The organism is Streptomyces sp. NPDC104381, from assembly GCF_055583745.1.
On sequence record NZ_JBVJNK010000005.1, the window covers coordinates 126785 to 153404 of the forward strand.

At 72.2% G+C, this 26620-nt stretch carries 24 protein-coding genes; 14 read left to right on the forward strand and 10 right to left on the reverse strand.

Annotated elements, in window-relative coordinates:
* Positions 1–98: 98 nt before the first annotated feature.
* Positions 99–1055: a GlxA family transcriptional regulator gene (locus tag ACZ607_RS18360; RefSeq protein ID WP_469735719.1), complete on the forward strand. Its 957-nt coding sequence runs from the start codon at positions 99–101 to the stop codon at positions 1053–1055.
* A 109-nt stretch (positions 1056–1164) separates the two neighbouring features.
* Entirely contained in the window at positions 1165–2163 is a 999-nt protein-coding gene (gene gap, locus ACZ607_RS18365; RefSeq protein WP_469735720.1) for a type I glyceraldehyde-3-phosphate dehydrogenase, read from the forward strand.
* A gap of 78 nt (positions 2164–2241) precedes the next feature.
* Here gap and ACZ607_RS18370 read toward each other — a convergent pair whose 3' ends face one another.
* The 3 genes from ACZ607_RS18370 to ACZ607_RS18380 all read right to left on the reverse strand — a co-directional run bounded on the left by ACZ607_RS18370 (position 2242) and on the right by ACZ607_RS18380 (position 4969).
* Positions 2242–3327, reverse strand: a complete 1086-nt coding sequence (locus tag ACZ607_RS18370) for a barstar family protein (protein ID WP_469735721.1) — start codon at positions 3325–3327, stop codon at positions 2242–2244.
* A gap of 67 nt (positions 3328–3394) precedes the next feature.
* Positions 3395–4117: a dienelactone hydrolase family protein gene (locus tag ACZ607_RS18375; protein WP_469735722.1), complete on the reverse strand. Its 723-nt coding sequence runs from the start codon at positions 4115–4117 to the stop codon at positions 3395–3397.
* A 231-nt stretch (positions 4118–4348) separates the two neighbouring features.
* Entirely contained in the window at positions 4349–4969 is a 621-nt protein-coding gene (locus ACZ607_RS18380; RefSeq protein WP_469735724.1) for a TetR/AcrR family transcriptional regulator, read from the reverse strand.
* Positions 4970–5173: 204 nt separating this feature from the next.
* Between ACZ607_RS18380 and ACZ607_RS18385 the strand changes: the two genes are divergently transcribed.
* The 5 genes from ACZ607_RS18385 (at position 5174) to ACZ607_RS18405 (ending at position 10460) form a co-directional block, all read left to right on the forward strand.
* Positions 5174–7393 carry a 2Fe-2S iron-sulfur cluster-binding protein gene (locus ACZ607_RS18385; protein WP_469735726.1) on the forward strand — a complete coding sequence of 740 codons (2220 nt, stop codon included), beginning with the start codon at positions 5174–5176 and terminating at the stop codon, positions 7391–7393.
* Between the two features lie 157 nt (positions 7394–7550).
* A complete protein-coding gene (locus ACZ607_RS18390; RefSeq protein ID WP_469735728.1) occupies positions 7551–7916 on the forward strand; it encodes a hypothetical protein in 366 nt (121 codons plus the stop codon).
* Between the two features lie 10 nt (positions 7917–7926).
* Positions 7927–9510, forward strand: a complete 1584-nt coding sequence (locus ACZ607_RS18395; protein ID WP_469735730.1) for a peptidoglycan-binding protein — start codon at positions 7927–7929, stop codon at positions 9508–9510.
* Positions 9482–10003 (forward strand): protease inhibitor I42 family protein, encoded by a 522-nt coding sequence (locus tag ACZ607_RS18400; RefSeq protein ID WP_469735732.1) that lies wholly within the window; start codon positions 9482–9484, stop codon positions 10001–10003. Before ACZ607_RS18395 ends, ACZ607_RS18400 begins: the two co-directional genes overlap by 29 nt.
* 46 nt (positions 10004–10049) lie before the next feature.
* On the forward strand, positions 10050–10460 hold the full coding sequence (locus tag ACZ607_RS18405; protein ID WP_469735734.1) for a hypothetical protein: 411 nt from the start codon (positions 10050–10052) through the stop codon (positions 10458–10460).
* 37 nt (positions 10461–10497) lie between these two features.
* Here the strand turns inward: ACZ607_RS18405 and ACZ607_RS18410 are convergent, their stop codons facing one another.
* The gene (locus ACZ607_RS18410; protein ID WP_469735736.1) at positions 10498–11661 is read right to left on the reverse strand and encodes an FAD-dependent oxidoreductase; all 1164 of its coding nucleotides are present in this window, start codon (positions 11659–11661) and stop codon (positions 10498–10500) included.
* Positions 11662–11754: 93 nt separating this feature from the next.
* Between ACZ607_RS18410 and ACZ607_RS18415 the strand changes: the two genes are divergently transcribed.
* Positions 11755–12426, forward strand: a complete 672-nt coding sequence (locus tag ACZ607_RS18415; protein WP_469735737.1) for a TetR/AcrR family transcriptional regulator — start codon at positions 11755–11757, stop codon at positions 12424–12426.
* Positions 12427–12529: 103 nt separating this feature from the next.
* Here ACZ607_RS18415 and ACZ607_RS18420 read toward each other — a convergent pair whose 3' ends face one another.
* The gene (locus ACZ607_RS18420) at positions 12530–13252 is read right to left on the reverse strand and encodes a 3-keto-5-aminohexanoate cleavage protein (RefSeq protein ID WP_469735739.1); all 723 of its coding nucleotides are present in this window, start codon (positions 13250–13252) and stop codon (positions 12530–12532) included.
* Between the two features lie 33 nt (positions 13253–13285).
* Positions 13286–14740: a glycoside hydrolase family 76 protein gene (locus tag ACZ607_RS18425; protein ID WP_469735741.1), complete on the reverse strand. Its 1455-nt coding sequence runs from the start codon at positions 14738–14740 to the stop codon at positions 13286–13288.
* A 282-nt stretch (positions 14741–15022) separates the two neighbouring features.
* Between ACZ607_RS18425 and ACZ607_RS18430 the strand changes: the two genes are divergently transcribed.
* The 4 genes from ACZ607_RS18430 to ACZ607_RS18445 are packed head-to-tail and all read left to right on the forward strand — an operon-like array spanning position 15023 to position 20191.
* Positions 15023–16312, forward strand: coding sequence for an ATP-grasp domain-containing protein (locus tag ACZ607_RS18430; RefSeq protein WP_469735743.1), 1290 nt, complete (start codon positions 15023–15025; stop codon positions 16310–16312).
* Complete coding sequence (locus tag ACZ607_RS18435) at positions 16309–17463, forward strand: GNAT family N-acetyltransferase (RefSeq protein ID WP_469735745.1); 1155 nt, start codon at positions 16309–16311, stop codon at positions 17461–17463. Before ACZ607_RS18430 ends, ACZ607_RS18435 begins: the two co-directional genes overlap by 4 nt.
* Positions 17460–19163, forward strand: a complete 1704-nt coding sequence (locus ACZ607_RS18440; RefSeq protein WP_469735747.1) for an ABC transporter substrate-binding protein — start codon at positions 17460–17462, stop codon at positions 19161–19163. The genes ACZ607_RS18435 and ACZ607_RS18440 overlap by 4 nt, the downstream gene beginning before the upstream one ends.
* Positions 19160–20191, forward strand: coding sequence for a GNAT family N-acetyltransferase (locus ACZ607_RS18445; RefSeq protein WP_469735749.1), 1032 nt, complete (start codon positions 19160–19162; stop codon positions 20189–20191). The genes ACZ607_RS18440 and ACZ607_RS18445 overlap by 4 nt, the downstream gene beginning before the upstream one ends.
* On the opposite strand, the gene ACZ607_RS18450 is transcribed toward ACZ607_RS18445, so the two are convergent.
* From ACZ607_RS18450 to ACZ607_RS18465, 4 genes are read right to left on the reverse strand one after another with little or no spacing between them, the layout of a single operon-like run.
* Positions 20143–21132, reverse strand: coding sequence for an EamA family transporter (locus ACZ607_RS18450; protein WP_469735751.1), 990 nt, complete (start codon positions 21130–21132; stop codon positions 20143–20145). The two genes, ACZ607_RS18445 and ACZ607_RS18450, sit on opposite strands and share 49 nt — an antisense overlap.
* On the reverse strand, positions 21129–22433 hold the full coding sequence (locus ACZ607_RS18455) for a Cpe/LpqF family protein (protein ID WP_469735753.1): 1305 nt from the start codon (positions 22431–22433) through the stop codon (positions 21129–21131). Before ACZ607_RS18455 ends, ACZ607_RS18450 begins: the two co-directional genes overlap by 4 nt.
* 35 nt (positions 22434–22468) lie before the next feature.
* The gene (locus tag ACZ607_RS18460) at positions 22469–22681 is read right to left on the reverse strand and encodes a ferredoxin (RefSeq protein WP_469735755.1); all 213 of its coding nucleotides are present in this window, start codon (positions 22679–22681) and stop codon (positions 22469–22471) included.
* Positions 22678–23910 (reverse strand): cytochrome P450, encoded by a 1233-nt coding sequence (locus ACZ607_RS18465; RefSeq protein ID WP_469735758.1) that lies wholly within the window; start codon positions 23908–23910, stop codon positions 22678–22680. Before ACZ607_RS18465 ends, ACZ607_RS18460 begins: the two co-directional genes overlap by 4 nt.
* A 248-nt stretch (positions 23911–24158) precedes the next feature.
* Between ACZ607_RS18465 and ACZ607_RS18470 the strand changes: the two genes are divergently transcribed.
* Both ACZ607_RS18470 and ACZ607_RS18475 read left to right on the forward strand, forming a co-directional pair.
* Positions 24159–24902, forward strand: coding sequence for an SDR family NAD(P)-dependent oxidoreductase (locus ACZ607_RS18470; protein WP_469735759.1), 744 nt, complete (start codon positions 24159–24161; stop codon positions 24900–24902).
* Positions 24903–25107: 205 nt separating this feature from the next.
* The gene (locus ACZ607_RS18475) at positions 25108–26580 is read left to right on the forward strand and encodes a LysR family transcriptional regulator (RefSeq protein WP_469735761.1); all 1473 of its coding nucleotides are present in this window, start codon (positions 25108–25110) and stop codon (positions 26578–26580) included.
* The last annotated feature ends 40 nt before the right edge of the window (positions 26581–26620 follow it).

Here is a 26620-nt window from a genome sequence, read left to right on the forward strand (position 1 = left end):
CCCCGGCAGCCCCCGTTCCTCACGGGATGCGTCGTCAAGGGCGGAGGTGGCTGCCCGGTACAGGGCCGGGCCCCCGCGCCCCACGTACCCTCTTCCCCGTGCCCGCACCGTCCCCCCATCACGTCGCCGTCCTCGTGCTCGAAGGCGCGAAGCCCCTCGACGTCGGTATCCCCGCCCAGGTGTTCACGACCCGCGCCAGCATGCCGTACGAAGTCCGGGTGTGCGGCGCGGAATCCGGTCTCGTGACCGGCGGCGACGGCCTGTCGTACGCCGTCGCCCACGGCCTGGACGCACTCGACTGGGCCGACATCGTCTTCGTCCCCGGCTATCGGTTTCCCGACCGCGACGACCCGCCCCGGGCCGTCGTCGACGCGCTGATCCGCGCCCACGACCGGGGCGCTCGGCTCGCCGCCATCTCGACGGGCGCCTTCGCACTGGCCGCCACGGGGCTGCTCGACGGCAAGCGCGCCACCACGCACTGGCATTACACACGGGCACTGGCGGCGAGGCATCCACTGGTGCACGTGGACGAGAACGTCCTGTTCGTCGACGAGGGCAGCGTGCTGACGTCGGCCGGGGCGGCCTCGGGCATCGACCTGTGCCTGCACATCCTGCGCGGCGATCTCGGGGTGGCCGCGTCGAACCACGCGGCCCGACGCCTGGTGGCAGCCCCCTACCGCAGCGGTGGACAGGCGCAGTACGTACCGCGCAGCGTGCCCGAGCCGCTCGGCGAGCGGTTCGCCGCCACCCGGGAGTGGGCGCTGCACCGGCTCGGCAAGGCCCTCACCCTCGAAACGCTCGCCCGGCACGCGGCGGTGTCACCGCGCACCTTCTCGCGACGCTTCGCCGAGGACACGGGATACACGCCGATGCAGTGGGTCATGCGCGCCCGCATCGACAGGGCCCGCGAGCTGCTCGAACTGTCGCAGCGAAGCGTCGAGCAGATCGCCGCCGACGTCGGACTCGGCACCGGTACGAATCTGCGGCTGCACTTCCATCGCATCCTCGGCACCACGCCCAGCGAGTACCGGCGGACCTTCGCCCGGGGCGAGTGACCGGCCGCGCGGGCGGTGGCGCGATCCTTTCGGACCGTGGCGATCACGCCGCTGTCACCGGCGGACGCCCCGCGCGAACCTGGATGGCGAACCCGAAGGGACACCACTCATGACTCGCATCGCCATCAACGGATTCGGCCGCATCGGACGCAATGTGCTGCGCGCGCTGCTCGAACGCGACAGCGACCTGGAGATCGTCGCCGTCAACGACCTCTCCGAGCCCGCCACCCTCGCGCGGCTGCTCGCCTTCGACTCGACGGCGGGCCGCCTCGGCCGTCCGGTCAAGGCCGAGGGGGACACCCTCGTCGTCGACGGCCGTCGCATCGCCGTGCTCGCCGAGCGTGAACCGGCGCGGCTGCCGTGGGCCGAGCTGGACGTCGACATCGTGCTCGAGGCGACCGGTCGCTTCACCTCGGCCACGGCCGCCCGCGCCCACATCGACGCGGGCGCGAAGAAGGTGCTGATCAGCGCACCGGCGACCGGCGCCGACGTCACGCTCGCGTTCGGCGTCAACACCGACGCGTACGACCCGGCGGCGCACACGATCGTCTCGAACGCCTCCTGCACGACGAACGCGCTCGCACCGCTGGCGAAGGTGCTCGACGATCTCGCCGGCATCGAGCACGGCTTCATGACGACGGTGCACGCCTACACGCAGGAGCAGAACCTCCAGGACGGCCCGCACCGCGACGCCCGCCGCGCCCGCGCCGCCGGGGTCAACATCGTGCCGACCACGACAGGGGCCGCGAAGGCGATCGGCCTCGTGCTGCCGAACCTCGACGGCAGGCTGTCGGGCGACTCGATCCGCGTGCCGGTTCCGGTGGGCTCGATCGTCGAACTCAACACGACCGTCGCCCGCGACGTGACGCGTGAGGACGTGCTGGCCGCGTACCGCGCCGCGGCGGAGGGGCCGCTCGCCGGTGTTCTCGAATACTCGGACGACCCCCTCGTGTCGTCCGACATCACGGGCAACCCCGCCTCGTCGATCTTCGACTCGGCCCTGACCCGCGTCGACGGCCGCCACGTCAAGGTGGTCGCCTGGTACGACAACGAGTGGGGCTTCTCCAACCGCGTCATCGACACGCTCCAGCTCCTGGCCTCCGCCTGACGGGGCGGAAGCCGGGCGGTGACGCCCCCGTGAGTGACCGAGCGCTCAGCCCCGGAGACATGGGGGAGGGGCGCTCCGTCACGCCAGGGTGACGCGCATCCCGCCCTCGGCGAGCACATCGAGCAGGACGCCGAACAGGTCGTACGGCTCACCGTCCGGCGTCAGGGCGCGGGACAGGTGGGTGCGCGCGATCCCGGCGTCCCGCCAGAGCAGGGTGGCGGGCGAGGTGTAGCCGAAGGTGCCGCACAGGCAGTCGGCGACGGCGGCCAGGCATCCGCCGAAATAGCCGCCGGGCCCGTTGACCGCCTCGCCGAGCGCCAGATGGAGGCCCGGGACGTCGGTGGTGTGTCGGCCGTCGAGTTCGTACGCATGACCGGACGGCCGGTCGTGCGATATACGTCGGCAGGCACCCTCCCGCACGAGGTCCAGCCACGCCCCACGCTGCCGGGTGTCCGAGCCGGCCCAGGCGCCGGGGCTCGTCGGCGGCCCGGTGAGCCACCGGTCCCACACCGGCCGGGCGTGCTCCGGAAGGGGAGTGACGAAGGCGCCGGACAGCTCCAGATCGATCAGATCCACGCCACGGGCCGATGGGGACCAGGCGCTGACCTCGGCCCACAGCAGCCGCTCGGCGAGCAGGTCGCCCCGGTCGTCCCGTATCTCCAGGGCGGCCTGCTCCAGGTGCAGCGAACGCCGGGTCCCGGCGGTCAGACGTGTCCGCAGCTCGTCGCCCCCGGCGAACCCCCGCAGGACGAGAGGGGGATCCGCCCGCTCGGGCGGCAGGACGCGGGCGAACTCCCGGCAGGAGCCGAGCCACCGGCGTCCGTCATGGAGCCGGACAGGGCCCCGGTGGCCCTCGGGCGGGCCCTCGTAGTCGTCCAGGCCGGTGAGCACGAGACCGTCCGTGCCGGGGTGCGGCCCGAGGCTCTCCACGTCCTCCAGGAGCCAGGGCCCGAGCGTCCGGTCCTCCGGCACCAGCCACACCCGGCTGCCGGCCCAGCCGCGCACCTCGGCCCCCTCCGGAAGCCAGGCGTGCAGCTCGTACGTCGCGCGCCCGGCCTCGCCGAAGAGCCCGTCCACCTCGACGCAGACTCCCCAGACCCGGTCGTGCTCCGTCTCCGTCAGCGTGTACCGCCCGTGCCCGCCGAGGTCCCTGTTCTCACGCACGGTGGGATCGTGCCCGAACCGGTCCGCCACGGCAACGCCTTTCCGTGGCGGACCGGCCGGCCCTGCCTCACTTCAGGTGTCGGCCGAAGAACCTGTCCCCGTCCTCCACCTCGAACCACGGAGTACCGGTGTGCCCGCCCGTGTTGGCGTGCAGTGTCTTCTCCTCGGTGCCGAAGGCGTCGAACAGGTCCAGGGCCCGCTGCCGGGGGTTCCCTTCGTCGTCCCACTGCAACAGGAGCAGCAGCGGAACGCCGACCTGCCGGGCCTCCTCGCGCTGGGCGCGCGGAACGTACCCTCCGGCGAAGAACCCGGCGGCCGCGATGCGCGGATCGGCCACCGCGAGCCGGATGCCGAGGGCCAGCCAACCCGAGTACCCGACGGGGCCGCCGATCCCGGGCAGGGCGAGCAGGGCGTCCAGGGTGGTCAGCCACTCCGGGGCCGCCTTCTCGACCAGCGGCCCGATGAAGGACTCGAAGATCTCGTCGACCGGTTCACCGGCCCGCATCGCCCGGCGGATGTCCGCGCGGGCCTGCTCGTCGGCGGCGGAACGCGGCCGGTCACCGCACCCGGCGGCGTCGATGGTGGCCACCGCGTAGCCGTGCGACGCGGAGTGCCGGGCCCGGGCCACCAGCCGGGGTTCCCGCCTGGGCAGGCCGTTGTTGTGGGCCATCAGAATCAGCGGGACCGGTACGTCGGATTCCGGCGTCCACAGGGTTCCGGGGATCTCGCCGAGGGTGAATTCGCGTGCGAGGACGCCGTCGTCGAGGCGTTGCTCGGAGATGAAGTGCATGGTCGTGCCTTTCGGGAGTGCTCTGGAACGGCGCTCCCGGACGACCTATCGCCCGACCGTGACCCCGGAGAGGAGCACCCATGTCGAAACTGCGTTCACGGGTACCACCTCCTCGTTCTCTCGCACGGCCTCCGGAAAGATAGCAGCGGCCGCCGTGGTCCGGCCAACGGGTTTTCGGTCCAGGGCCCCGAGGCGGCGAACGGTGCCGTGCCCGAACCCCGGCCCCGGACGCTACCGGCTGCCTCCCAGGTAGCGGGTGAGCATGTCCACCAGTTCGTTCTCGAACGACTCGACCGGGACCGTCTGCGGGGCGGCCATGAGTTTGTGCGTGTTCGCCTCCACGGTGAACACGATGAGCTCGGCCGCGGTCGGGAGGTCACGTACGCGGACGTCCGCGTGCCGGGCGAGGAGGTCGCGGACCTGCTCCACACGGTCACGCCCGTGCCGGTCGATCGTGTCGATCAGGTCCTGCGAGAACGACGCCTCCTCGATCATGATGCGCAACAGCTGCGGATCGTCGCGGTGGTTGTCGATGGCGTCGCGGACCAGGGCGCGCACCATCGTCTCCAGGGTCCCCGCGGACAGATCGATCCGGTCGGCCTGTGTCCAGGTGCCGCGGTCGATGTGGCGCACCACCAGCTCGGCCAGGACGGCGTCCTTGTTCGGGAAGTACTGGTACAGCGAACCGATGGAGACCCGGGCGTGCTCGGCGATGCGGTTGGTGGTGCCGGCGGCGTATCCGTACTCGGCGAAAACGTGAGCAGCGGCGGTGAGGATGCGCTCCCGGGTGAGCTCGGCACGGACCTGGCGGGGCTTGCGACGTGGCTGAAGACGGCGGTCGGCTGACGGCATCGGCAGGACTCCTCAGGGCGCGGAATGCGAGTAGTCAAAGAGCTGAAGTATTGCTCACAATGGTGCCATGAACTGCGGAAACGCCGCCTTGCCCGATGGGGGAGGTGTGCCGAGGAGCCGGCTCGGCTCCGGCTGCCGGCGCCGGTCGGCTCAGCTCCGGCCGCCGGTGCCCGGCCGGCCGGCCCGGGAACGAGAGGAATCCCTGTGACGCACGTACGCCCTTCCGCCCCGCACCGGCTGGAGGCGGTGGCCGACCTCGAGGCGGTCATCGGCCGCCCGGCGCCGATGATCATGATCAAGCAGATCGGCGCGCTCGACGAGGGCTGCCGGACCGTCCTCGCCCACTGCCCGGTCGCGGCCTTCGGCTACCGGGACGGGGACGGGACCCGCAGGACGACGTTCATCGGCGGTACGCCCGGGTTCGCACGCGTGCTCTCGCCCACCCGGATCTCCTTCCCCCTGCCCGGCGCGGGCGATGCGCACGGCCGGGACCCGCTCCCCGGGGCCGGTGAACCACACGGTCCGGTCTCGCTGTTCTTCCTGCTGCCGGGCGTCGGGGAGATCCTGCGCGTCAACGGTACGGCGGCCGGCCGCGAGGGCGGGCAGACCCGCGTCGACATCACGGAGGCGTACGTGCACTGCGCACAGGCGGTCCTGCGCTCCGGGCTGTGGCAGCCCCCGCACGGCTCGGCCGATCCGGCGCCCCACCTCGCGGACGACGGCCCGCTGTCCGGGCCGGGTGTCGCCGGCTTCCTGGCCGCGGCACCGTTCCTGGCCCTCTCCACCTGGGACGGCTCCGGCGGCAGCGACACCAGCCCGCGCGGTGACCGGCACGCGGTGGCGCGGATCCTGGACGGCCGCACCCTCCTCGTCCCGGACCGTAAGGGCAACAAGCGCGCCGACACCCTGCACAACCTGCTGCGGGACGACCGGCTCTCCCTCGCGGCGCTCGTCCCGGGGCGCAGCGGTGTGCTGCACGTCCGCGGCCGCGGCGCGATCACCGACGATCCCGCGCTGCTGGAGACGATGGCGCTCCGCGGGATGCCCCCGCACCTGGCGCTGCTCATCGACGTCGAGCACGCCGAGATCACCGGAAACGACGCGCTGGTGCGCTCACGGCTGTGGAGCCCCGGCGCGCACCCCGACCCCGCCACCATGCCGGACCTGATGGCGTTGGGAGCGGAACACCTGGCCTCCAACGTGTCCGCCTCCACGGGTGGCCCGCCCGCCTTCCTGCTCAGGGCCGTCGGAGCGATCCCCGGGGCGAGCCGCCTGCTGCGACGGGTGATGGACCGCGCCTATCGCTCCGGCCTCAGGAAGGAGGGGTACGACGACATCCGGACCGGCAGGGGCGCCCGGGGCGACGGCTCCCCGCACCGGCCGGCCGCAGGCTCCGGCGAAGGCCGCCACCCCCTGCGAGAGGTACGCGTCGCCGAGATCCGGAGGGAGACCCCGAGCACGCTCACCCTCGCGCTTGAGGACGTCGGCCGGGACCCGCGGCCGTTCGACTTCCGGCCCGGTCAGTTCTTCACGCTTGTCGCCGACATCGACGGCCGCCCTGTGCGCCGGGCCTACTCGGCCTCGTCCGCGCCCGGATCCTCCCGGCTCGAGGTCACCGTCAAGCACGTCGGGAGCGGGCGGTTCTCCACCCATGTGCACGAAGATCTCCGCGTGGGCGACCGCCTCGCGGTGCGCGGCCCTTCGGGATCGTTCCACGCCGGGCCCCGGCCCCCGCGCGACACCGTGCTCATCGCGGCCGGCAGCGGCGTGACACCGATGATGAGCATGATCCGCACACGGATCGCCGACCCGGCCGGGCGCGACCGGATCGCCCTGCTGTGCAGCAGCCGTGACGCGGACGAGATCATCTTCGCCGGTGAACTCGTCCGGCTGGCACAGGACTTCCCCGACCGGCTGTCGGTCACCCACGTCCTGACCCGCCAGGACGGACGGCTGGACGCCGCCGGTGTGGAGCGCTGGCTCACCCGCCGGTCACCGGGGACGGACGCGCACTACTACGTCTGCGGTCCCGGACCGCTGATGGACACGGTCCGGAACGTTCTGGCCGGCCTCGGGGTGCCGGACGAGCAGGTGCACCGCGAGCACTACGTCAGCGGCGCGGACACCGGAAGCGCGACGACCGTGCCGCAGGAGATGACCGTCGAGGAGGACGGACGCCCCCTCGGCACGGTGACGGTGGAGCCCGGCCGGACACTGCTCGACGCGGGACTCGCCGCGGGGCTGGCGATGCCGCACTCCTGCACGGTCGGGAACTGCGGAGACTGCATGGTGCGGCTGCGCAGCGGGGAAGTCGCGCAGAGCGAGCCGAACTGCCTGACGCCGCGGCAGAGGTCCGAGGGCTACGTGCTGACCTGCGTCGGCTGTCCCCTGTCCGGGGTCACCGTCGACATCGCGGACCCGTGACGGGGATCGGGCAGGAACCTCCGACCGGGGCCGCCGTACCGGCCGTGGGGTGGGTGCTGTCGAGGAGATGTGTGCGACCCGTGATGTGTGATCTTCGTACGTATGGTGGGTGTTAGCCTGCCTGCGGTCGTGATCGAACACATACGGGGGACGAGCGGTGGGCTTCGACGGCTACCAGGCCAAGGCGGGTATGACCGGCCAGGCCCAGCAACTCGACGACGCCGGCACGGACATGGACGGCGTCAGCTCGGCCGTCAAGTCCCGCACGACCTACTCGTACGACGAGGTCGGCGGCTCCGACGCCGCGTCGGCACTCAACGCGTTCGTCAAGGCGTGGGAGGCCGAGGCCAAGACGCTGGCCTCGGCGCTGCACGAGCTCGGCAGCAAGGTCCAGTTCGCCAAGAACAGCTACCGTGGCACGGACGGTCTGGTGAAGAAGGAAGCGGACAGCGTCATCGTCGCCGGCAGCTTCCCCGACACGTCGACGCGGGACGGGCGCCCCTCGGCCCTGTCGAGCTACTGAGGCCGGGCCGATGTCCTTCTTCCCCTCTCCTTTCGAATCCCCTTCCCTCCGCCTCGCGTGGCTGGCCGGCCTGTCCAAGAAGTTGCTCGGCGCCGGGAGCAAGAACGAGGTGCTCGACCTGATCGGCGACGCCCTCTCGGTGCCCGAACCGGGCGGTGACCAGGGCGTGCTGGAGGGCCTGGCCGACCTCTACCGCGGTCAGGTCGGCCCCGTCGGCGACGTCTTCGACCAGGTCGACCGGGTGGGCCGTAAAGGCCTTCCGGAGGTGTGGGTCGGCGACACGAGCGTCCTGGCTTCCGCCGGGGTGAACGCCGCCGGGCGGGCCGCGACCCAGATGGGCGAGGCGTTCCACGGCTGCGCCACGGTGCTGCTGACGCTGGCCGACGCGATCGGCGCCGCGCAGCGCAAGGACGAGCGGGGGCGCGGACAGCTGCTGGAGCAGCGGAAGATGCTCGGCGGCAAGGACGGGTTCTTCGACGACCTGCACGAGAACGACGAGGAGGAGTGGGACCGCAAGAACGCCGCCCACTTCGGCTCCTACGCGGTCGACCTGATGCACGAGGCCGTCTCCGACGCGCAGGAGGCCACCCGCACGGCGGCCCGGGACCTGAACAAGTGGGCCGCCGAGGCACGGGCCGGGAAGATGGAGACCAGCGAACTCACCGCGGTCGACAAGCTGATGCTCGCCGACACCGGTGTCGCGGGCGCCGACGCCGAGCTGAACGAGATCCTCAAGGCCGCCGAACTGGAGCGCGCCTCGGCGCGTATGGACCTGTTGAGCCTCGACGACGAGATGGCCATGGAGCAGATGCTGGCCACGTCGCAGACGCCGCAGGAGCGGGCCTATCTGATGAAGGCCCTCGCCGCCGGTCACAGCGTCGCCGAGATCGAGGAGTTCCAGGGCAAGATCCACGGCAAGGATCCCGAGTGGATGCGCCGGCATCTCACCCCGGTGGTCACCGAGGCGGACAGCATGGACGACGAGGGCCTGGCGCCGGACGGTTCGAACAACAACAAGGACTACGCCACGTTCGACGGCCAGCGGTGGGTCCAGGGCGGCGACGGCTCCGAGGGCACCTGCGTGGCCTCCTCCACCGTCACGTCCCGCGCCATGGTCGACCCCCTGTACGCGCTGGACCTCACCGGCGGCCCCGACGGGCAGCAGGACGACCCCGAGGCCTTCAAGCAGCGCCTGGTGGCCGAACAGCACCGGCTGCACACCGAAGGCGACGGCGGCGAGAACTGGGGCGGCATGGGGCCGGAGGGGCAGGAACGGATCAACGACTCCACCGTCGGCAGTGCCACCGGCAGCGACTACGAGCGCCAGGACCTGGACAGCGCCGCCGACCGCAGGGCGGTCCTCACCGAGGTCGAGAAGTCGGTCGCGCAGGGGCGGCCGGTGCCGGTCGACGTCTCAGGTGAGGAGGGCGCCCACGCGATGACCATCATCGCCCAGGAAGGTGACATGCTTCAGGTGTACAACCCCTGGGGCTCGACCACCTGGGTCAGCGAGGACGACTTCATCAACGGCCACATGGGCAAGGCTTCCAGCAGTGATCTCCCCGATGCGTACAGCGTCTATCTTCCCCGGTAGCAGGAGCGGTGCCGCGATCGCGGCCGCCGCGCTCCTCGCTCTCACCACGGGCTGCGGCCCGGGCGCCGACGGACCGGCCGGCGGGTCCACGGGCACCGCGGAGGGTCCCACGAGCTACACGGCGCAGGACACCGACATCGCCGCCGAGCCGGGGGAGCGCTTCGCGCTCACCGTCGACCAGAACGCCTCCACCCGTGAGTACTGGTACCTGGTCGACCCCGAACCCGACAGCGCGGTGCTGGTCAGCCGCGGCCGGGACCACGCGTCGGACCCCGGCGACGGGGCAGGGGCAGGCGGGCGGCTCACCTTCACCTTCGAGGCCAAGGGCAAGGGGGTCACGCGGTTCACGCTGCTGCACTGCACGTTCACCACGTGCGAGGGCAACACCTCCGACCTGCCGCCCGAAACGACCGCGCCCTCAGCCACCCCGACCACGGGGGCGACCCCCTCCCCGGCTCCCGAACGCATCACCTACACCGTCACCGTCGGCTGAACCGCAGCGGACCGGTCAGCGCAGACGAGATACCCGAGGCCCCGCCATGAACGACGCCCCGACCCCGCCCGACCGTACGGACGACGAGCTGGCCACGCTCGACATCACCGTCCTGCTGCGCTACGGCCTCACCGCCGAGCCCGGGCCCCGGCGCACCGCCCTGATGGGCGACGGCGCGGCGGCCGCGGCCGTCGTCCTCGACCGTCTCGGCACCGAGCCCCGCTCGGTCGCCTTCCTCGCCGACACCGTGCGCGCCGGCGGACTGGCCCGCGCCGCGGAACTGCCCGAGCCGCTGCCCCGCCGGGAGGCGGCCGCCCTCGTCACGGAGTGGCTCCGGGCCGGCGCCGGACTCGTGGGTGGCATCGCCGCCGACGACGCGGCCGCGACCTGGCTGCGCGCCGTCGCGACCATCATCGAGCTGAAGCAACTGACCCGGGCACGCGGCCGGAACACCTGATCCGAACAGCCGGTCCGCGTACGGCGTCGGACACCGCTCAGGACCGGTCCCGCGCTGCCGCGTCCGCCTCGGGACCTCCGGTGAAGAAGTCGATGAAGCTGGTGGGGGCGTTGTCACCGAGGCAGATGTCGATGATCTCCAGGGCGTCCGCGTAGAAGCGCGAGCTGCGCGGGAACATGGCCTGCTCGTAGGCGGTGAGGGCTGCTTCGGTGTCCCCGGGGTGAGCGGCGATGGCCTTGCCGAGCTCGGCGCCGTCGTACATGGCGAGGTTGGCGCCGTCGCCGGAGGGCGGCATGAGGTGTGCGGCGTCGCCGATGAGGGTCACCCCGGGGACGCGGTCCCAGCGGTGTCCGTCCGGGAGGGTGTGGATCATGCGGGCGACCGGCGCGGTCTCGCCGTCGGTGATCAGGGCGGTGAGCTCGGGGGCCCAGCCATCGAACTCGGCGGCGATCCGGCTGCTCGCGGCGGCGGGGACGGTGAAGTCGGTGTCGGCGATCCACTCGGCGGAGCGGTTCAGCTCGACGTAGGTGTGCAGGGTGTTCCCCGCCTCGCGGTGAGCCACGATGCCCTTGCCGGGGGCGAGCGCGTACATGGCCCCCTTGCCGACCGCGGCTGCGGTGGCGGAGTGGTTCCGGTCCACGTCGTGGAGGTACGTCTCGACGAAGGTCGTACCGACGTAGACGGGCGTGGCGTCCGAGAGCAGCGGTCGGACCTTGGACCAGGCGCCGTCTGCGCCGACGAGGAGGCCGGTGGTGACGGTGGTGCCGTCGGTGAAGGCCACTTCGTGGCGGCCGTCACCGAGGGAGCGGGCACCGGCGACCTTGCTGCCCCACCGGACGGTCCCCTCGGGCAGCGAGTCGAGCAGTATCCGGCGCAGATCGCCGCGCAGGACCTCGGGGCGTGGCGTCGAGTCGTCGCCCGGGACGTCGAGGAGCAGCTCGCCGTCCCGTCCGAGTACGCGGGCCGCGTCCGCGCCCTCGTGGATGATCGCGCGGAACCGGTCGGTCAGACCGGCGTCCGCGAGGGCCCGCTGCCCGTCCTCCTCGTGGATGTCGAGCTGGCCGCCCTGGGTGCGGGCGGCTGCCGACGGGTCGGACTCGTACACCGTGGCGGCGATGCCGTGGACGTGGAGGACGCGGGCGAGGGTCAGGCCGCCGAGGCCGGCTCCGATGATCGTGACGGGTGTCGTGGAGGTGGTCATGGCAGTTCCCTTTCGTGGTGCGTCCGGAAGGACTGGAACGGTGTTCCACGGCTCCAGGTTGGAACACCGTTCCAGTCGTGTCAAACTGGCCCCATGGCGACCAGACCGCAGCAGGCCCACCGGCGTACCGACGCGCTCTCCAAGGAGCGCATCGTCGAGGCCGCGATCGAGATGCTCGACGAGGGGGGCGAGAAGGCCCTCACCTTCCGTGCCCTCACGGCGCGGCTGGCCACCGGGAGCGGCGCGATCTACTGGCACGTCGCCAACAAGGACGACCTGCTCGCCGCCGCCACCGACGACGTCATCGCCCGTGTCGTGACGGACGTGGCCGGCGACGCGGAACCGGGGGACGCGATCCGGAGCATCGCCCTGGGCGTGTTCGACGCGATCGACGCGCACCCGTGGGTGGGTGCCCAGCTCTCCCGCGCACCGTGGCTGGCGGCGATCCCGCAGATCTTCGAGGGCTTCGGCAGTCAGCTGGAGGCGCTGGGCGTGCCCGAGCGGCTGCTCTTCGACGCCACGTCCGCTCTCGTCAACCACGTCCTCGGCGTCGCCGGGCAGAACGCCGCGAACGGCCGCCTGCACGCGCACGGGCCGGACCGCGCCGCCTTCCTCGGGTCGGTCGCCGAGCGGTGGGCGCAGCTCGACTCCGACAGGTTCCCCTTCGTGCGCAGGGTGGCGGCGCAACTGCCCGAGCACGACGACCGCCAGCAGTTCCTCGCCGGTGTCGACTTCTTCCTGACGGGCGTCGTGGCCGCCCGCTAGCGCGGGTCCGGTCGTGTGACCCGACGGCGTGGTACCGGAGGTGACGCCACGCCCGGTTCGACGCACCGTCGACGTGTCCGCGCGGCCAGGGCCCCGACGTACGTCACCGGCCGTCGAGGAGCCTTCGCGCGGCGTGGACCAGGGCGGCGTTGTCCTCGGCGGCCGAGCCGTCGGGAAGCACCAGGACATCTTCGAGGCCGACCCTGGTGTCCAGGCCGAGCCGTGCCGCGGTACGCAGGACCGGCCAGGCTCCGCCGTCCTCGCCGTGCAGGAGAACGGGCACCGCGAGCCCCTGACCCAGCTCCTCGACCAAACTCACGGCGGTGCTCGCCGCCGTACGGGGGTCGGTGTCGGTGACCTCGGCGAGCACGCGCACCACCCCGGACGGGGGCGGGGAGGCGAGGAACCTCCGCGCCGCGTCGGTGCCGGAGTAGATGCCGGCCTCGATGCCGACACCGAGGTCCCGCAGCGCCCGGGCCACCGCCTCGGCGCCGGGTTCGTGCCAGTTCACCGAGGCGTGGTCGGGCAGAACCGTCCAGGTGCGGACGAGAGCGGCCCGATGCCGGGGATCGGGGACCGCCCAGGCCCCCGTCGTCACTCCGACCCGCACCCCCCTCGGCACGGCGGCACGCACCGCCGTGACCGCCGCGGCCACCGCGCCGGGGGCCAAGGAGTCCCGGCCGTCGGCGTCCTTGGGGTGCAGATGCACGTCCTCGGCCCCGGCGGCGACGGCCCGCGCCGCCTGTACGGCCAGCTCCTCGGGCGTCACCGGGAGGGTGCCGCACGCGTCACGGTCACGGGCACCGTTCACACACACCTGCAACATGGGCGGCACTCTGCCAGACCCGGCGGCCGCCTCTCAGCCCGTAGCGGCGTTGAGGAGGTCGAGGGCACTCTGCTGGCAGCCGTAGTCGGTGGTTCCGTTGCCGCCGCTCCAGTGCGGGCCGTACCGGTCGAGCGGGTCGCGGTCGTGAGCGTAGGCGCTGTTCGCCCAGCGGGTGAGGGCCGGAGCGTAAGGGTGGTCGGACAGCTGGCGGTTGAGGGTGCCGAGCCCACGGACATAGGCGCCCTTGAAGCTGGGCCCGTCGCCCGTGCAGCTGTCGCCTTCACCCGGTTCGCGCAGGACGCCGTCGGTCTGGAGCCGGACGGTCGAGGCGTCGGCGAGCTCACGTGCGGTCGTCAGGAGGGCGGAGTCCCCGGTGGCCCTGTGGAACTCGGTCAGCGCGCCCAGGACGACTCCCTGGTTGTACGTCCAGGTCGGCTGGCCGTTGTTGGCGCACGCGTCGTCGAGACCGTCGTTGATCAGCCGGTCGCCGTTGATCATGCCGCTGTTCCGGAACCAGTTCCATTCGTTCCTGGCCCGGTCCAGGTAGGTGGTGTCGCCGGGGATGCGGTTGTGCAGGGCCGAGTTGAGCTGGAGGAACAGCTCGTTGGTGATGGCGTTCTTGTAGTTGCCACCGGTGTTCCAGCGCACCCCGCCGCCGCACGTGTCGTTCCAGTTGGCCTGCATGTGGTCCGCGTCGGCCCGCGCGGTGGCGAGGTACCGGCCGTCGCCTGTCGCGTCGTACGCGGCGATCCAGGCCAGGCCCCACCATCCCGTGTCGTCGAGGTACTCGTTGCGGAACTGCCCTCCCTGGGCACCGACGTTCTTGTCGTACGTCTCGGCGATGGCGTACGTGTAGCTGCCCATTCCGCTGATCCGGCTGTTGTCGATGATCGCGGTCAGCGCGTTGGCGGCGGTCCACCACCCGTTGCCGCCGAAGAGCTTGCTGCTGCGGTCGTACGACATCATGAGTGCGGTGGCCGCCGCGGTGCTCCGGCTGCCCGCGTTCCAGGTGGTCCGCGCCCAGGGGGTGCACGCGATGGCGCCGCCGGCCGGTTGGCCGCAGGCCCGGAGGGCGCCGACGCCCTTGGTGTTCCAGTCGTCGACGTTGTACATCTGGGTGCGCCAGCCACGCCCTCCGGAGGGCACCGCGGTGTCGCCGAGCCGGCTGCCCGAGGCCCAGCTCCGGCCGCCGTCCATGGACCGGTCCAGCCAGACGCGGTCGCCGGAACCTCCGTCGTCGATGGAGGCCCAGCCCATCGGGGCGGCGTCGTCGAAGTGCAGGGCGACGGTCCGTGAGGCGATCGTGGCGGTGACGGGGACGCGGTCCTGGGTGCTCAGCGCCGGATCCCTCGCGTCGCAGTACGTGTTGCACACGGCCTCCGCGGGTGCCGCGGCGGCGGGGAGGGAGGCCACCCCGCCGACAAGGACGGAGGACAACGTTGTCAGGATGGCGAGGAGGGTGATCGGAGTGCGTCTCAGGTGCTTCATGGGGGACTCCCGAACCTTTGGCCGCCGTGGGGGACGCGCTCTGCCGACCGAAGGGGAGCGCTCTCCGACGGTAGAGAGCAAGCATGCACGCGTCAACGCATCGGGGCGCTTTCGTCGCTCCCCTCCTCCTATGCGCCTCGCTCGGCGCCTATGCGTCCTGCCTCCCCATGCATGGCACGGCCGGGCCCACGGCGGTTCAACTGAACTCCGGGAAACGCGGTTCACCGAACCCCCTGGAACCCGAACCGGTCGATTGCACATCACCCACACGGGAGGCGTCCGATGACAACACCTCTGGCCGACTACGCGCAGTTCGCCGGAAAGCGGATCGCGATCGTCGAGCACATGCAGAACCACCCCTTCGTCCTGGGACTCCGGCAGGCGCAGGAGCACGGCCTGGAGGTGTGGCTGCTGACGGGTGACCGGTCCTGGTACACCCACGGACACGACTGGGACACCCATCCGCTGGCCATCGTGGACCGGGTGATCGACGTCGACACCACCGACCTCGACGCCGTGCTCGCCGTCGTCACCGACGAGGACGGTTCGCCGACGGTGGACGGCCTGACCTCCTTCTCCGACTACCACACCGAGCTCGCGGCGCAGGCGGCCCGGCGCCTCGGCCTGCCGGGCCCGGACCCCGACGCCGTGCGCACCGCCAACATCAAGGACCAGCTGCGGATCGCGCTCGGCGACCAGCCGTTCAACATCCCTCATGTGCTGGTCGGCCACCGGGGCCAGCTCGACGAGGCCGCCCGCCGGCTGGGTTTCCCGATGATCGCCAAACCCCCTGCCGAGGCGATCAGTTACGGGGTACGCAGGGTCGACGACATGGCGGAGCTGATCGAGGCCTGGGAGGAGCTGTCCGCCGTCCGGCACAGCCTCCGCGGGCAGCCGAGGAGCGGCGACGTCCTGCTGGAGCAGTACGTCGAGGGCGAGGAGGTCAGCGTCGAGACGATGACCGTGGACGGGCACACCCATGTCTTCGGAGTCACCTCGAAGGACCTCTTCGGTGATCCCGCGTACATCGAGTGCGGACACACCTTCCCCGTGCCGCTGTCCGACGACGAGCGTGACGAGCTGTACTCCGTGGTGCGCTCGACACTGGAGATGATCGGCTACCGGCACGGTCCCTGCCACACCGAGGTCCGGCGCACCGAGTCCGGCTGGCGCATCATCGAGGCCAATCCCCGTACCCCGTCCAGCTGCATGACGATGCTGGTCACCGATGTCACCGGCCGCAGCCCGATCCTCGACGCCTGGCTGCTCACCATCGGCGTCACCCCGCCGATCGAGCCGGTGGTCCACCGCGGCGGCGCCGCCGTCCGCATGATCTACCCGACCCGGCGCGGAACCCTGTCGCACGTCGACGGGCTGGAGGCCGCGCAGGCCGTCGAAGGCGTCCAGGTGCTCCTGCACGTCGAGAAGGGGGACCATCTGCTCCAGCGGATGGACAACTCCTCGTGCGTCGGCTTCACCTACTGCAACGGGCCCGACCGTGTCGCCGCGCAGGAACTCGCCGACAAGGCGGCGTCGTTGCTCGACTTCGTCGTCGAGGAAGACCTCCGGTGAGCCCGTATCCCGACGGTGTACGGGCGGTCGACGGCGCGGCCGGGCTGGAGGCCGCGGGGTGGGACTCGGTGCTCGGGGCGGAGGACTTCTTCCAGACCCCGCGCTGGCTCACCGTGCAGGAGCACAACTCCGGTACGGCGATGGACTTCCTGGTGCGTGAGCGGGCCGGGGCACCCGTCGCCGGACTGGTGACCGCCTGGGCCGACGAGTCCGTGGCCTGGCTGCTGGCCCGGCCGGACGCCATGCTGAGGCGCGCCGTGGAGCGGGAGGTACCCGAGGCGGCCGTGGTGCTGCGCGACGTCGCCGGGGGAGCTCCGGAGCGTCTGCTGCCCTCGCTGGTGTGCGGCGGACGGCACCTGGGACGCACCCGGACACTGGCCGCGCCCGACGCCACCGAGCAGGACCTCGCCGCACTGCTGGACAGGGCCGAGGCGATGGCCGCCGAACGGGGTGCGGCGACGGTCTGCTTCCCGCACGTCGACGTGCGGGACACGGCTCTGGTCGCCCTGCTGGAGAAGCGCGGATACCGCCACCACCTCTCCGACCACTACGCCTGGCTGGCGGTCCCGCCGGGTGGCTTCGAGCAGTTCCTCGAGGAGATGAGCGCCCACCGCCGCCGGCGGGTACGCCTGGAACGCAGGGCGCTCGCGGAGGCCGGTGTCGAGGTGAGCGTCGAGCCGCTGACCCAGGAACTGTGCCCCCGGCTCGGGCAGCTGGATGCCAACCTCCTGCGCAAGTACGGGAATCCGGCCAGTGACGAGGGATCGGCCCGGATGATCGGCCGGATCGCGGAGATCATGGGCGACGACGTCCGGGTGTCCGTGGCCCGGCAGCGCGGCACCGTCATCGGGTTCGGCATGCAGCTCCGGTCCCGGGCACGCGGGGAGGAGCAGTGGTTCGGCCACCGTGCCGGATTCGACTACGAGGCGCAGGGCAAGCTGCCGCTCTACTACGACGTCCTCTACTACGAGGTGCTCGACGCGGCCGCCAAGGAGGGCGCCACCGTCCTGCACGCCGGGATCGGCAGCGTCGAGGCCAAGCTGGCCCGTGGCTGCCTGGCGAGCGAGCAGCGCTCGTACCTGCTGCCCGTGCCCCGCACCGAAGGCACCGCGGGTGCGCCCGCCGACGACCGGGAGACGAGCACACGATGAGCGCTGTCACCGAACTCCAGGAGGGCGCCGGCTGGAACGCCGCCGTCGGCGCCACGGTCGGGGCCTCCGACCGGCGCGGGGGGACCCTGCGGCTGGTCACCTCGGCCGGGGTCGACTCGCTCGATCCCGCGCGCACCTACTACGTCTGGGTGTGGCTGCTGCAGCGTCTGCTCAACCGGACCCTGATGGCCTACCCCACGGACCCGGGGCCCGCCGGGCTGGTCCCCGTACCGGACCTGGCGGAGGCACCCGGGGAGGCGAGCGACGGCAACAGGACCTGGACCTACCGGCTCCGCGAGGGGGTCCGTTTCGACGACGGGACACCGGTGACGTCCGCCGATGTCCGGTACGCCGTCCAGCGGATCTTCGCGCAGGACGTGCTCCCCGGCGGCCCCACGTATCTGGTGCCGCTGCTGGACGATCCCGGGCGCCCGTACGCCGGGCCCTACCGGGACGGCGTGGACGGGCCGGCCACGGTGCTCACCCCCGATCCACGCACGATCGTCTTCCGGCTGCGCACCCCGTTCTCCGACTTCGACCATCTGATGACACAGCCCTCCGTCTCTCCCGTGCCCCGGCGCGCCGACACCGGGGAGCGCTACGGCGACGACCCGCGCTGCTCCGGCCCGTACCGGATCGCCGAGCACCGGCCGGGCGGCAGGCTCCTCCTGGAGCGCAACCCGTACTGGGACCGGGCCACCGACCCCGTGCGCCCCGCGCTGCCCGACCGGGTGGACATCACGATGGGCCTCGGACTCGACGAGATGGACGAGCGGCTGACGGCCGGTGAGTTCGACATCAACCTGGAGGGGCGCGGGCTCCAGCACGCGGCCCAGAGCCGGCTCGCCACCGACGCGGTGCTGCGCTCACGCACCGACAACCCGAAGACGAGCTTCCTGCACTTCGTCTCGCTCCAGCCGCACGTCCCGCCCTTCGACGACGTGCACGTGCGACGAGCCGTGCACTACGCGGCCGACAAGATCCTCCTCCAGGAGGCCCGTGGCGGCCCGGTCACCGGCGGGGACCTGACCACCGCGCTCTTCCCGCCCGACCTTCCGGCCCACCAGCCACTCGACCGGTATCCGACCGGGCCGGATCTGCGGGGCGACCTCGACGCCGCGCGCGCCGAACTCCGGGCCGCGGGGCTGCCCGACGGCTTCGAAGCCGTGATCGGCACCCAGCGGGGCAAGTTCCGCATGGTGGCGGACGCGGTCGTGGAGTCGGTGGCCCGGGTCGGCATCGAACTGACCGTCAAGGAGCTGGACGTCGCCACCTACTTCAGCCAGGGCGCGGGGTCCCCGGAGACCATCCGCAAGCACGGTCTCGGGCTGATCGTCACCGACTGGGGGGCGGACTTCCCCACCGAGTACGGTTTCCTGGCGCCGCTGGTCGACGGGCGGCTGATCCGCCCGGGCGGCGGCAACTGGAACATCGCCGAGCTCGACGACCCGAAGGTGAACGAGCTGATCGACACCGGGCTGCACACCGCGGATCCCGCCGCCCGCGCGGAGCTGTGGCGCGAGGTGGAGCGCCGGGTCATGGACCACGCGGTCATCCTCCCCCTGGTCCACGACAAGACCCTGCACTACCGGGGGCCCCGGGCCACCAACGTCTATGTGCATCCCGCCTTCGGCCTGTACGACATCCAGGCCATGGGCGTCACCGAATCCAGCAGCGACCGGGAGACAGACACCGTATGAACGACACAGCAGCGGACCTCCGCTTCGTCCCGCTGGACGCGGGCGACCCCGGCATCCTCGACGCCTGGCTCCGGCTCACCGTGGACAGCTTCGAGGACGTGCCGCTGTCCGCCGCCCCGCCCTGCGAGGCCGATCTCGTCGGCTCCGTGCGCTTCGCGCCGCCGGACACCGTGCTCGCCGGTGAAGTCGCGCTCCGTGACGGAGAGATCGTCGGCGCCCTGCGCCTGGTGCTGCCGGACGGCGCCCCGGTCGCCGTCGTCGACCAGCTGCTGACGGCCCCGAAGCAGCGCCGTCAGGGCATCGGAACCGCCCTGTTCGCCCGGGCACGGAAGATCGCCGGGGAACACGGGCGGGGCCTCCTCGTCGCGGATCTGGTCCAGGAACTTCCGGGTGGCCCGGCCCGGGACCCGGGGCCCGCCGCATTCGCCGAGGCCGTGGGCGCCGCCCCCGCCACCGGCCCCCAGGGCGTCCACCAGTGGATCGACCTGGAGCAGCACGATCCGCTGGCCGGCGGAATTCCCGCGGTGCCGGCCGGCTACCGGCTGGAGCGATGGGGGACCATCACCCCGGACGGATACGTCGTCGCGGTGTCCGAGCTGGGGCAGTCGCTCGGCGAGAGCCTGCCCGAGACCTGGGACCAGGGGCCGGAGGCGGTCCGTGACAGCCATGTCCGGCGCTACGAGCGGATGCGGGTGGGCCGTGGCAGGCGTGCGTACCACGTCGGCGTCGTCCATGAGGAGTCGGGCGAGCTGGCCGGTTTCACCAGCGTCTCCAAGACCACGGGAAATCCCGGGTACGCCCTCCAGGGCATGACGGTGGTGGCCCCCGCCCACCGGGGCCACCACCTGGGTCTGCTGCTCAAGCTCGCCAACCTCGCCCACGTACGGGAGTACGAGCCGGGGGTGCGTCTGATCGAGACGGCCAACGCGGACGACAACCGGCCGATGATCGCTCTGAACGCGGCGATGGGCTTCGTCCCTCAGGAGCGCTGGGTCCCCTGGGAGGCCCCGGTGGACCCGGCGGTCTGACCGCCTTCCGGCCGTCCCCCCGCTCCCGCCGGAGTGCGGGGGGCGGCCGGCGTGTGTGTACGCCGCCGGAGGAAGCCGGGGAGCCACCCGGTGCCGAGGAGGACGCCGGCGACGACGGCCGCACCACCGGCGAGCGCCCAGCCGGTGGGCCTCTCGTGCAGTGCCAGCCACGCGCCCGCGATGCCGACGACCGGCACCAGCATCGAGAAGGGCGCCACGACTCCCGCCGGGTACCGCTTGAGCAGCGCCGTCCAGATCCCGGAGCCCACGACACTGCCGAGGAGCGCGATGTAGACGAGCGCGACGAGACCGGGCCAGCCGTCGGCGCTGAACGCCGAGCCCAGCGCCCGCCATCCCGTGCCGGGGCCCTCCATCACCGCGGACAGCGCGATCAGCGGGACCGGTGGGACCACCGCCATCCAGAGGGCGAAGCGCAGCGGATACTCCGGCCTGGCCTGCCTGCTGGCGAGGTTGCCGACCGCCCAGCCGAGCGCCGCCAGCACGGTGAGGGTCAGCGGCAGGAGCGGCGCGGTGCGCGCCCGGTCCACGGCGATCACGACCATGCCCAGCACGGCCAGGCCGATGCCGCCCAGCTGCCGTGCGGTGACCCGCTCGCGGAGCAGCAGTGCCCCCAGCAGCACGGTGAACGGCGCCGAGGCCTGCACGACGACGGACGCCAGTCCGGACGGCATGCCCTGCTCGATGGCGAGGAAGAGCAGCCCGAACTGGGCGACGCCGAAGCCCAGTCCGTACCCGAGCAGCCAGCGCAGCGGTACGCCGGGGCGCGGGACGAACAGGACGACCGGCACCGCCAGGACCAGGTAGCGCAGCGCCGCGAGGAAGAAGGGCGGGAAGTGGTCGAGGCCCACCCGCACGGCGAGGAAGTTCAGCCCCCAGAGCACGGCGACCAGGACGGCCAGCCCGCGGTCCCGGGCCGTCACCGCGAGCCGCCGGTGAGCAGTCCGGATTCGATGACACGGCCGCCCATCCCGCGCAGGAACTGCCCGTCCCCGATGAGCTTCTGATCGTCGGCGCACTGCTGGAGCACCACGGTGTAGCGCACGCCGTGAGGGTCCTCCAGAAGCCAGCAGAACATCATCACCCCGGGACACGAACCGCCCTTGAACACCACACGGGGCCAGCGGGCCGTGTCGACGGGCACCCCCGGATAGGCCGTCAGGATCTCGTCGACGATCCCGCTCCCGTCTCCGGCGCCGTCCTCGGCGAGGCGGCTGAGCACCCGTTGGACGTCCCAGGCGCTCATGTGCCAGTCCAGGCCGAGCCGGTGGACGGTGGGGCCGAGGTCCGACCCCCGTACGGTCAGCGGGCCGGCGACCGTCTCCAGGAGCTTCCTGCGGCCGGTCTCGCCGGCGGCCTCCCAGTCGGCACGGAGCTGTGGATCGCCCCAGCCGATCTCGAACACCTCATGGCTCGTCAGAAAGGGGCGCAGCAGGGCGGGTTCGGCGTGACCGCCCGCCACCACGGCGCTCTCCACGGCGTCCCGTCCGAGCAGGTCCTGGATGAGGTCGGCGGCGGTGTTGTCACTCATCGCGATCATCTTGTACGCGGTCTCGCGCACCGTGACCCGGGTGCCGTCCGGGAGTTCCTGCATGTCCCCGGTGGGCAGACTGCGCAGGGCGGGCGTCACGGTCACCTCGTCGTCCCACCGGACGGTGCCGGCCGTGACCGCCTCCGCGAGCGCTCGCATCAGATACAGCTTGTACGAGGAGCCGTTGGGCATCGGCCGGTCGGCGTCCTTGGCGTACAGCGTGCCGGTCCCCTCACCCGCGGTACGGGTCACCAGGGCCGACCAGGTGATCCCCGGCTGTTCCATCGCGCGCGCCAGGTCCTCCCAGTCCCGTACGGGCGGCGTCGCCACCTCCGGCCCCAGGTGCAGCACCCGGATCAGGCCCGAGGAGTCGAGCGTCAGGGACAGCGTGGAGCGGACTCCCGCCGGGCCCTCCAGGGTCACCCACGACTTGTGGGCGACCGGCTGGTAGTCGGCCACGGTGAAGGGGCCGAGGCCGCGCCACTGTTCGACCGTGGCGGCGAACCCCTGCGGGTGCCGGGCGAGGAAGACGGGTACGAAGTGCGCCGCCAGGTCCTCGTCCCGGGGGGACTCCGGGGCGGTGAGCAGGTCCACCGCCCAGCCGGTGCGCCGGCCGAGGGGACTGGCGTCCGCGCCGAGCAGGGACCGCGCGTCCTTGCCCGCGGTCGCGTCGGATCCGGGCAGATCGATCATCATCGCTCCTCGACGGCCGTGGCCGCCCGTTGATGTCAGTCCTCTGTGACGGTGATGGCGCCGCACGGGCAGAGGTCGGCGCAGAGCCGGACGGCCTCGTGCATCTCGGGGGGTGGCTCGGCCCGGAGCAGGACGACGGTGCCGTTCTCCGGGTCCTGGTCGAAGACCTCGGGTTCGGTGTCCGCGCACCGGCCCATGGCGCAGCAGGCCTCCGTGTCCACGGACACGGTCAGCCGGCCGGGGCTCACCAGGTCACCGGCAGCGCGCCGAGCCCGTAACTGGACACCTCGTGGCGGAAGTCCAGTTCGCCGAAGGGGACGGCGAGCCGGGCGCCGGGCATCCAGCGCAGCACGGCGGCGAGCATCTCCTCGAGCTCCACCTTGGCCAGCCACTGGCCCAGGCACTGGTGGATGCCGTGGCCGAACGCCAGGTGCCGGCGGGCGTCCCGGCCCGGGTCCAGGGTGTCGGGGGAAGGGAAGACCGACGCGTCGCGGTTGCCCGCGGACAGCGACACGACCACACCTTCGCCGGCCCTGATCGTCACGTCGCCCAGCTCCACGTCCTCGACGGCCGCGCGGGCGAGGCCGTTCTGCACGATGGAGTGGTAGCGCAGCAGTTCCTCGACCGCCTTGGGAAGCAGCTCCGGCTCCTTGGCCAGTGTGTCCGCCAGGGCCTCGTCGGTGACCAGGCTCAGCAGGCTCAGACTGGCCTGGCTGGTCGTCGTGCCGTGCCCCGCGACCAGCAGCAGCCGGCACATCGGGACCATCTCCTCGACGGTCAGCCGGCCCTTGCGCACCTGGTCCACGACGAGCCGGCCGAGCAGGTCGTCGCCCGGCTCCGGCATCGCCATGCGTTCCTCGACCACCTCACGCAGCAGTCCGTCGAGCTCGTCGCGCGCGGCGGCGACCTGCTCGGGCCGGTAGCCGCGGTCGATGAGGATGCCCGCGCGGTCCTCGATCAGTTCGCGCTGCTCGTCGGAGACGCCGAACAGCAGGGCGATCACCCGCGAGGGCACCGGGATGGTCAGCCCGCGCACCAGGTCCACGGGCCGCTCACCCTTCACGAGTTCGCCCAGCATCTCGTCGAGGTTCTCGCGCAGCACCGGCCGCATCGCCTCGGCCCTGCCGTGCAGGAAGTCCCGGGTGAGCATCGAGCGCAGCCGGGAGTGGTCGGGGTCGTCCATGCGGATGAAGGAGGCGGTGTGCGGCTTGTCCCGGACGAGGACGGACGTGGTCGTCATCATGGGGAAGCCGGGAGCACTGGTCACCGCGGTGAACCGGCGGTCGGCGAGGACCGCGCGCGCGTGCTGATGTGCCGTCACCAGCCATACCTGGCCGCCGTCCCACATCGTGATGCGGCTCGCGGCCGGGCCGGACCGCAGGAGGGCGAGCGGTGGAGGAGGATCGATCGGGGAGACGCGCTCCATCGGGTAGGACGGCGAGTCCGTCACCTTCGGGGATGCTGCGTCCTGCGTCATGGGGTCCCACCTATCGCTGCACGGGCATACCGACGTGAAGTAGCGGCCCCATCCTCACCGTCCGCCCCGCGGCCTCCCCCCAGGGCCGGAGTGACCCGCATAACGAGCCGCCGACGCACATAACCAGGGCGCCCGATGCGTCCCACCGGGCGGGCACACGGCTGATACTTTCGGCCACGCCGCACCGGCGGGACACCTCCTTCGGCCGGATCCCCGCTCCGGCCCAGAACCCCGGGAACGAGGAACACATGAGTTCACCGCTAGAGGGAAAAGTCGCACTGGTCACGGGAGCGGGATCAGGGATCGGGCGCGCGACGGCACTCGCCCTCGCCGCTGCCGGGGCCTCGGTCGCGGTCGCCGGACGACGCCTTGAACGTCTCGAGGAGCTGCGCGCCGAACTCGAGGCGACGGGCGCCGCGGTGCAGGTCCTCCCGCTGGACGTGACCGACGAACAGGCCGTGGCCGCGGCCGTGCGTTCCACCGTCGACACGCTCGGCCGGCTCGACATCCTGGTGAACAACGCCGGGCTGATGCTGCTGGGCCCGGTGGAGAACGCCGACACCACGGACTGGACCCGGATGATGGACACCAACGTCATGGGCCTGATGTACATGACCCATGCGTCACTCCCGGAACTGATCAGGAACCAGGGGACGATCGTCCAGATCTCGTCCATCGCCGCCCGTGTCGTGGGACGCGGCAGCGCGGTCTACAACGCGAGCAAGTTCGCCGTGAACGGGTTCAGCGAAGGCCTGCGGCAGGAGGTCACGGAGCGCGGGGTACGCGTCGTCGTCATCGAGCCCGGCACCGTGGAGACCGAGCTGCGCGATCACATCACGCACGCGCCGTCGAAGGCGGCGATCACCGAACGGGTCGCGAAGATACGGCAGTTGCAGAGCGAGGACATCGCGGCAGCGGTCCTGTACGCCGTCACCGCCCCGCCGCACGCCACGGTGAACGAGATCTTCATCCGCCCCACCGACCAGGCCTGAGACCTGCCCGCCCCGGCGGGCACCGCATCGCGCGGTGCCCGCCGTCGTGCTGTCCGGCGCGCGTGCCTGCCGTGCGCCGCCCGGCGGACGGCGGCGGGATGACGGGCCAGAGGAGCGAGCGAAGAGAACGCCTGCCTAACGTGAGCCGCAACAGGCCGTCACAGGTGAAGAAGAGGCGTCATCCATAACCGTAAGGAAGCCGTCCGTGCCTTCTGCGATACACGTGCCCTCCGTTCCCCACCGGTCGACGCGGTTGCCCCTCTCCCGTCCCGATCTGCGGCTGCTCGACGCGATCGGGCAGTGCGGCGACCTCGCCGAGGCCGCCCGCAGGTCCGGACTGAGAGTGGCGGCGGCCCAGCGCCTGCTCGACCGGCTCGACCAGGCCACCGGGATGCGTCTGACACTGCGGGACACACGTGTCGCCCGGCTCAGCCCGGACGGGGCCCGGCTGCTCGTCGCCGGACGCCGGTTCTTCCGCCAGGTCGACCAGGCCGTCCAGACCGAGATCTACGGACGCGGCACCGAGGCCCTGAACGCGCCGCGCGTCCTGAACATCGCGACCGCCGAGCCGCTGATGGAGGATCTCGTCGAGGACGCGGCGGACACCCTGGGCATCCTTCTCTCGGTCAGTCACGACACCCCGCGTCAGGCGCTCCAGCAGCTCGCGGGCTACCGGGTGGACGCCGCGCACATCTGGGGCGTGGAAGGCCTCCCGCAGGCGGTCGACCGCACCGTGCGCGTGTACGAGGTCCTGGACGATCCCCTCTGGGTGACGCTTCCCCTCGGGCATCCGCTGGCCGGCCGTGACACGGTCTCGCTCGCCGATCTCCGGGAGGAGAACTGGGTGTCCGAGGCGGGGCCGCGCGCGGAGGTCCTGGTGAGCCGGGTCTACCAGCAGGCCGGCCTCACCCCGCCGTCCCGCATCCAGGTCACCGGCGCTTCGGTGGCCCGCGGGATGCTGCGCAGGGGCGACGCGATCGGGCTGGGTTCGCCGGCCTGCCCGGCGGTCTTCGCCCCCTCGCTGGTGCGCCGGTCCCTGGTGGAGCGCCCCCGGCGGGCGGCGGGACTGCTCGTCGACCCCGCGGTCGTACCTGGCTCGCTGGCACGGCAACTGGCCTCGCTGCTCACCGCCCGCTGCCTGAGCAGGTTCACCGAACAGCACCAGGACATGGTGCGCGATCCGTGGTGGGCGGACTGGCTGGACGGGCAGCGGACGCTGCTGAAGCGCCGTACCGAGGCGGCGCACAGCCTCCAGTCACCGCCGGCGCTGCCCGACGAGTCGGTCCAGGTCGATGTGGAGGACCTCCACCTGCTGCGCGCGGTGGCCGACCACGGGAGCATCAACCGCGCGGCGGCCGCGCTGTCCATCAGCCAGTCCGCGCTCACCAGACGCATCCACCGCCTAGAACTCCGCCTCGGCGCACGGCTGCTGGTGCGCAGCTCGCGGGGCACGGACCTGACGGTCCCGACCCGGCAGTTCCTGGCCAGACTCGCCTGCTTCGAGACCGAGCTCCTCGCCGTGGGCCTCGGCGGCACGGTGGACCGCCGGCCCTCCGGTGAACCGGGCGGGAGCCTCCAGCCCCGGGCGCACCGGTCACCCCGGGGCAGCGGTGCGCGCCCCGGGAGGTCCCTGTCCGAGCGGTCCGCGGCCCGGCCCGCCGTCGCCGGGCGGAACTGAGCGGGCCGGGGTGCCGGTGGAGTCCGTCCACCGGCACCCC

What these genes read in the sequence shown, in the direction of transcription:
- ACZ607_RS18375 (WP_469735722.1), bottom strand. Translation starts at nt 4,117, where the DNA reads ATGCACTTCATCTCCGAGCAACGCCTCGACGACGGCGTCCTCGCACGC.
- ACZ607_RS18440 (WP_469735747.1), top strand. Translation starts at nt 17,460, where the DNA reads ATGAGCGCTGTCACCGAACTCCAGGAGGGCGCCGGCTGGAACGCCGCC.
- ACZ607_RS18465 (WP_469735758.1), bottom strand. Translation starts at nt 23,910, where the DNA reads ATGACGCAGGACGCAGCATCCCCGAAGGTGACGGACTCGCCGTCCTAC.
- ACZ607_RS18380 (WP_469735724.1), bottom strand. Translation starts at nt 4,969, where the DNA reads ATGCCGTCAGCCGACCGCCGTCTTCAGCCACGTCGCAAGCCCCGCCAG.
- ACZ607_RS18455 (WP_469735753.1), bottom strand. Translation starts at nt 22,433, where the DNA reads ATGATCGATCTGCCCGGATCCGACGCGACCGCGGGCAAGGACGCGCGG.
- ACZ607_RS18470 (WP_469735759.1), top strand. Translation starts at nt 24,159, where the DNA reads ATGAGTTCACCGCTAGAGGGAAAAGTCGCACTGGTCACGGGAGCGGGA.
- gap (WP_469735720.1), top strand. Translation starts at nt 1,165, where the DNA reads ATGACTCGCATCGCCATCAACGGATTCGGCCGCATCGGACGCAATGTG.
- ACZ607_RS18405 (WP_469735734.1), top strand. Translation starts at nt 10,050, where the DNA reads ATGAACGACGCCCCGACCCCGCCCGACCGTACGGACGACGAGCTGGCC.
- ACZ607_RS18445 (WP_469735749.1), top strand. Translation starts at nt 19,160, where the DNA reads ATGAACGACACAGCAGCGGACCTCCGCTTCGTCCCGCTGGACGCGGGC.
- ACZ607_RS18395 (WP_469735730.1), top strand. Translation starts at nt 7,927, where the DNA reads ATGTCCTTCTTCCCCTCTCCTTTCGAATCCCCTTCCCTCCGCCTCGCG.
- ACZ607_RS18430 (WP_469735743.1), top strand. Translation starts at nt 15,023, where the DNA reads ATGACAACACCTCTGGCCGACTACGCGCAGTTCGCCGGAAAGCGGATC.
- ACZ607_RS18410 (WP_469735736.1), bottom strand. Translation starts at nt 11,661, where the DNA reads ATGACCACCTCCACGACACCCGTCACGATCATCGGAGCCGGCCTCGGC.
- ACZ607_RS18400 (WP_469735732.1), top strand. Translation starts at nt 9,482, where the DNA reads ATGCGTACAGCGTCTATCTTCCCCGGTAGCAGGAGCGGTGCCGCGATC.
- ACZ607_RS18415 (WP_469735737.1), top strand. Translation starts at nt 11,755, where the DNA reads ATGGCGACCAGACCGCAGCAGGCCCACCGGCGTACCGACGCGCTCTCC.
- ACZ607_RS18420 (WP_469735739.1), bottom strand. Translation starts at nt 13,252, where the DNA reads ATGTTGCAGGTGTGTGTGAACGGTGCCCGTGACCGTGACGCGTGCGGC.
- ACZ607_RS18425 (WP_469735741.1), bottom strand. Translation starts at nt 14,740, where the DNA reads ATGAAGCACCTGAGACGCACTCCGATCACCCTCCTCGCCATCCTGACA.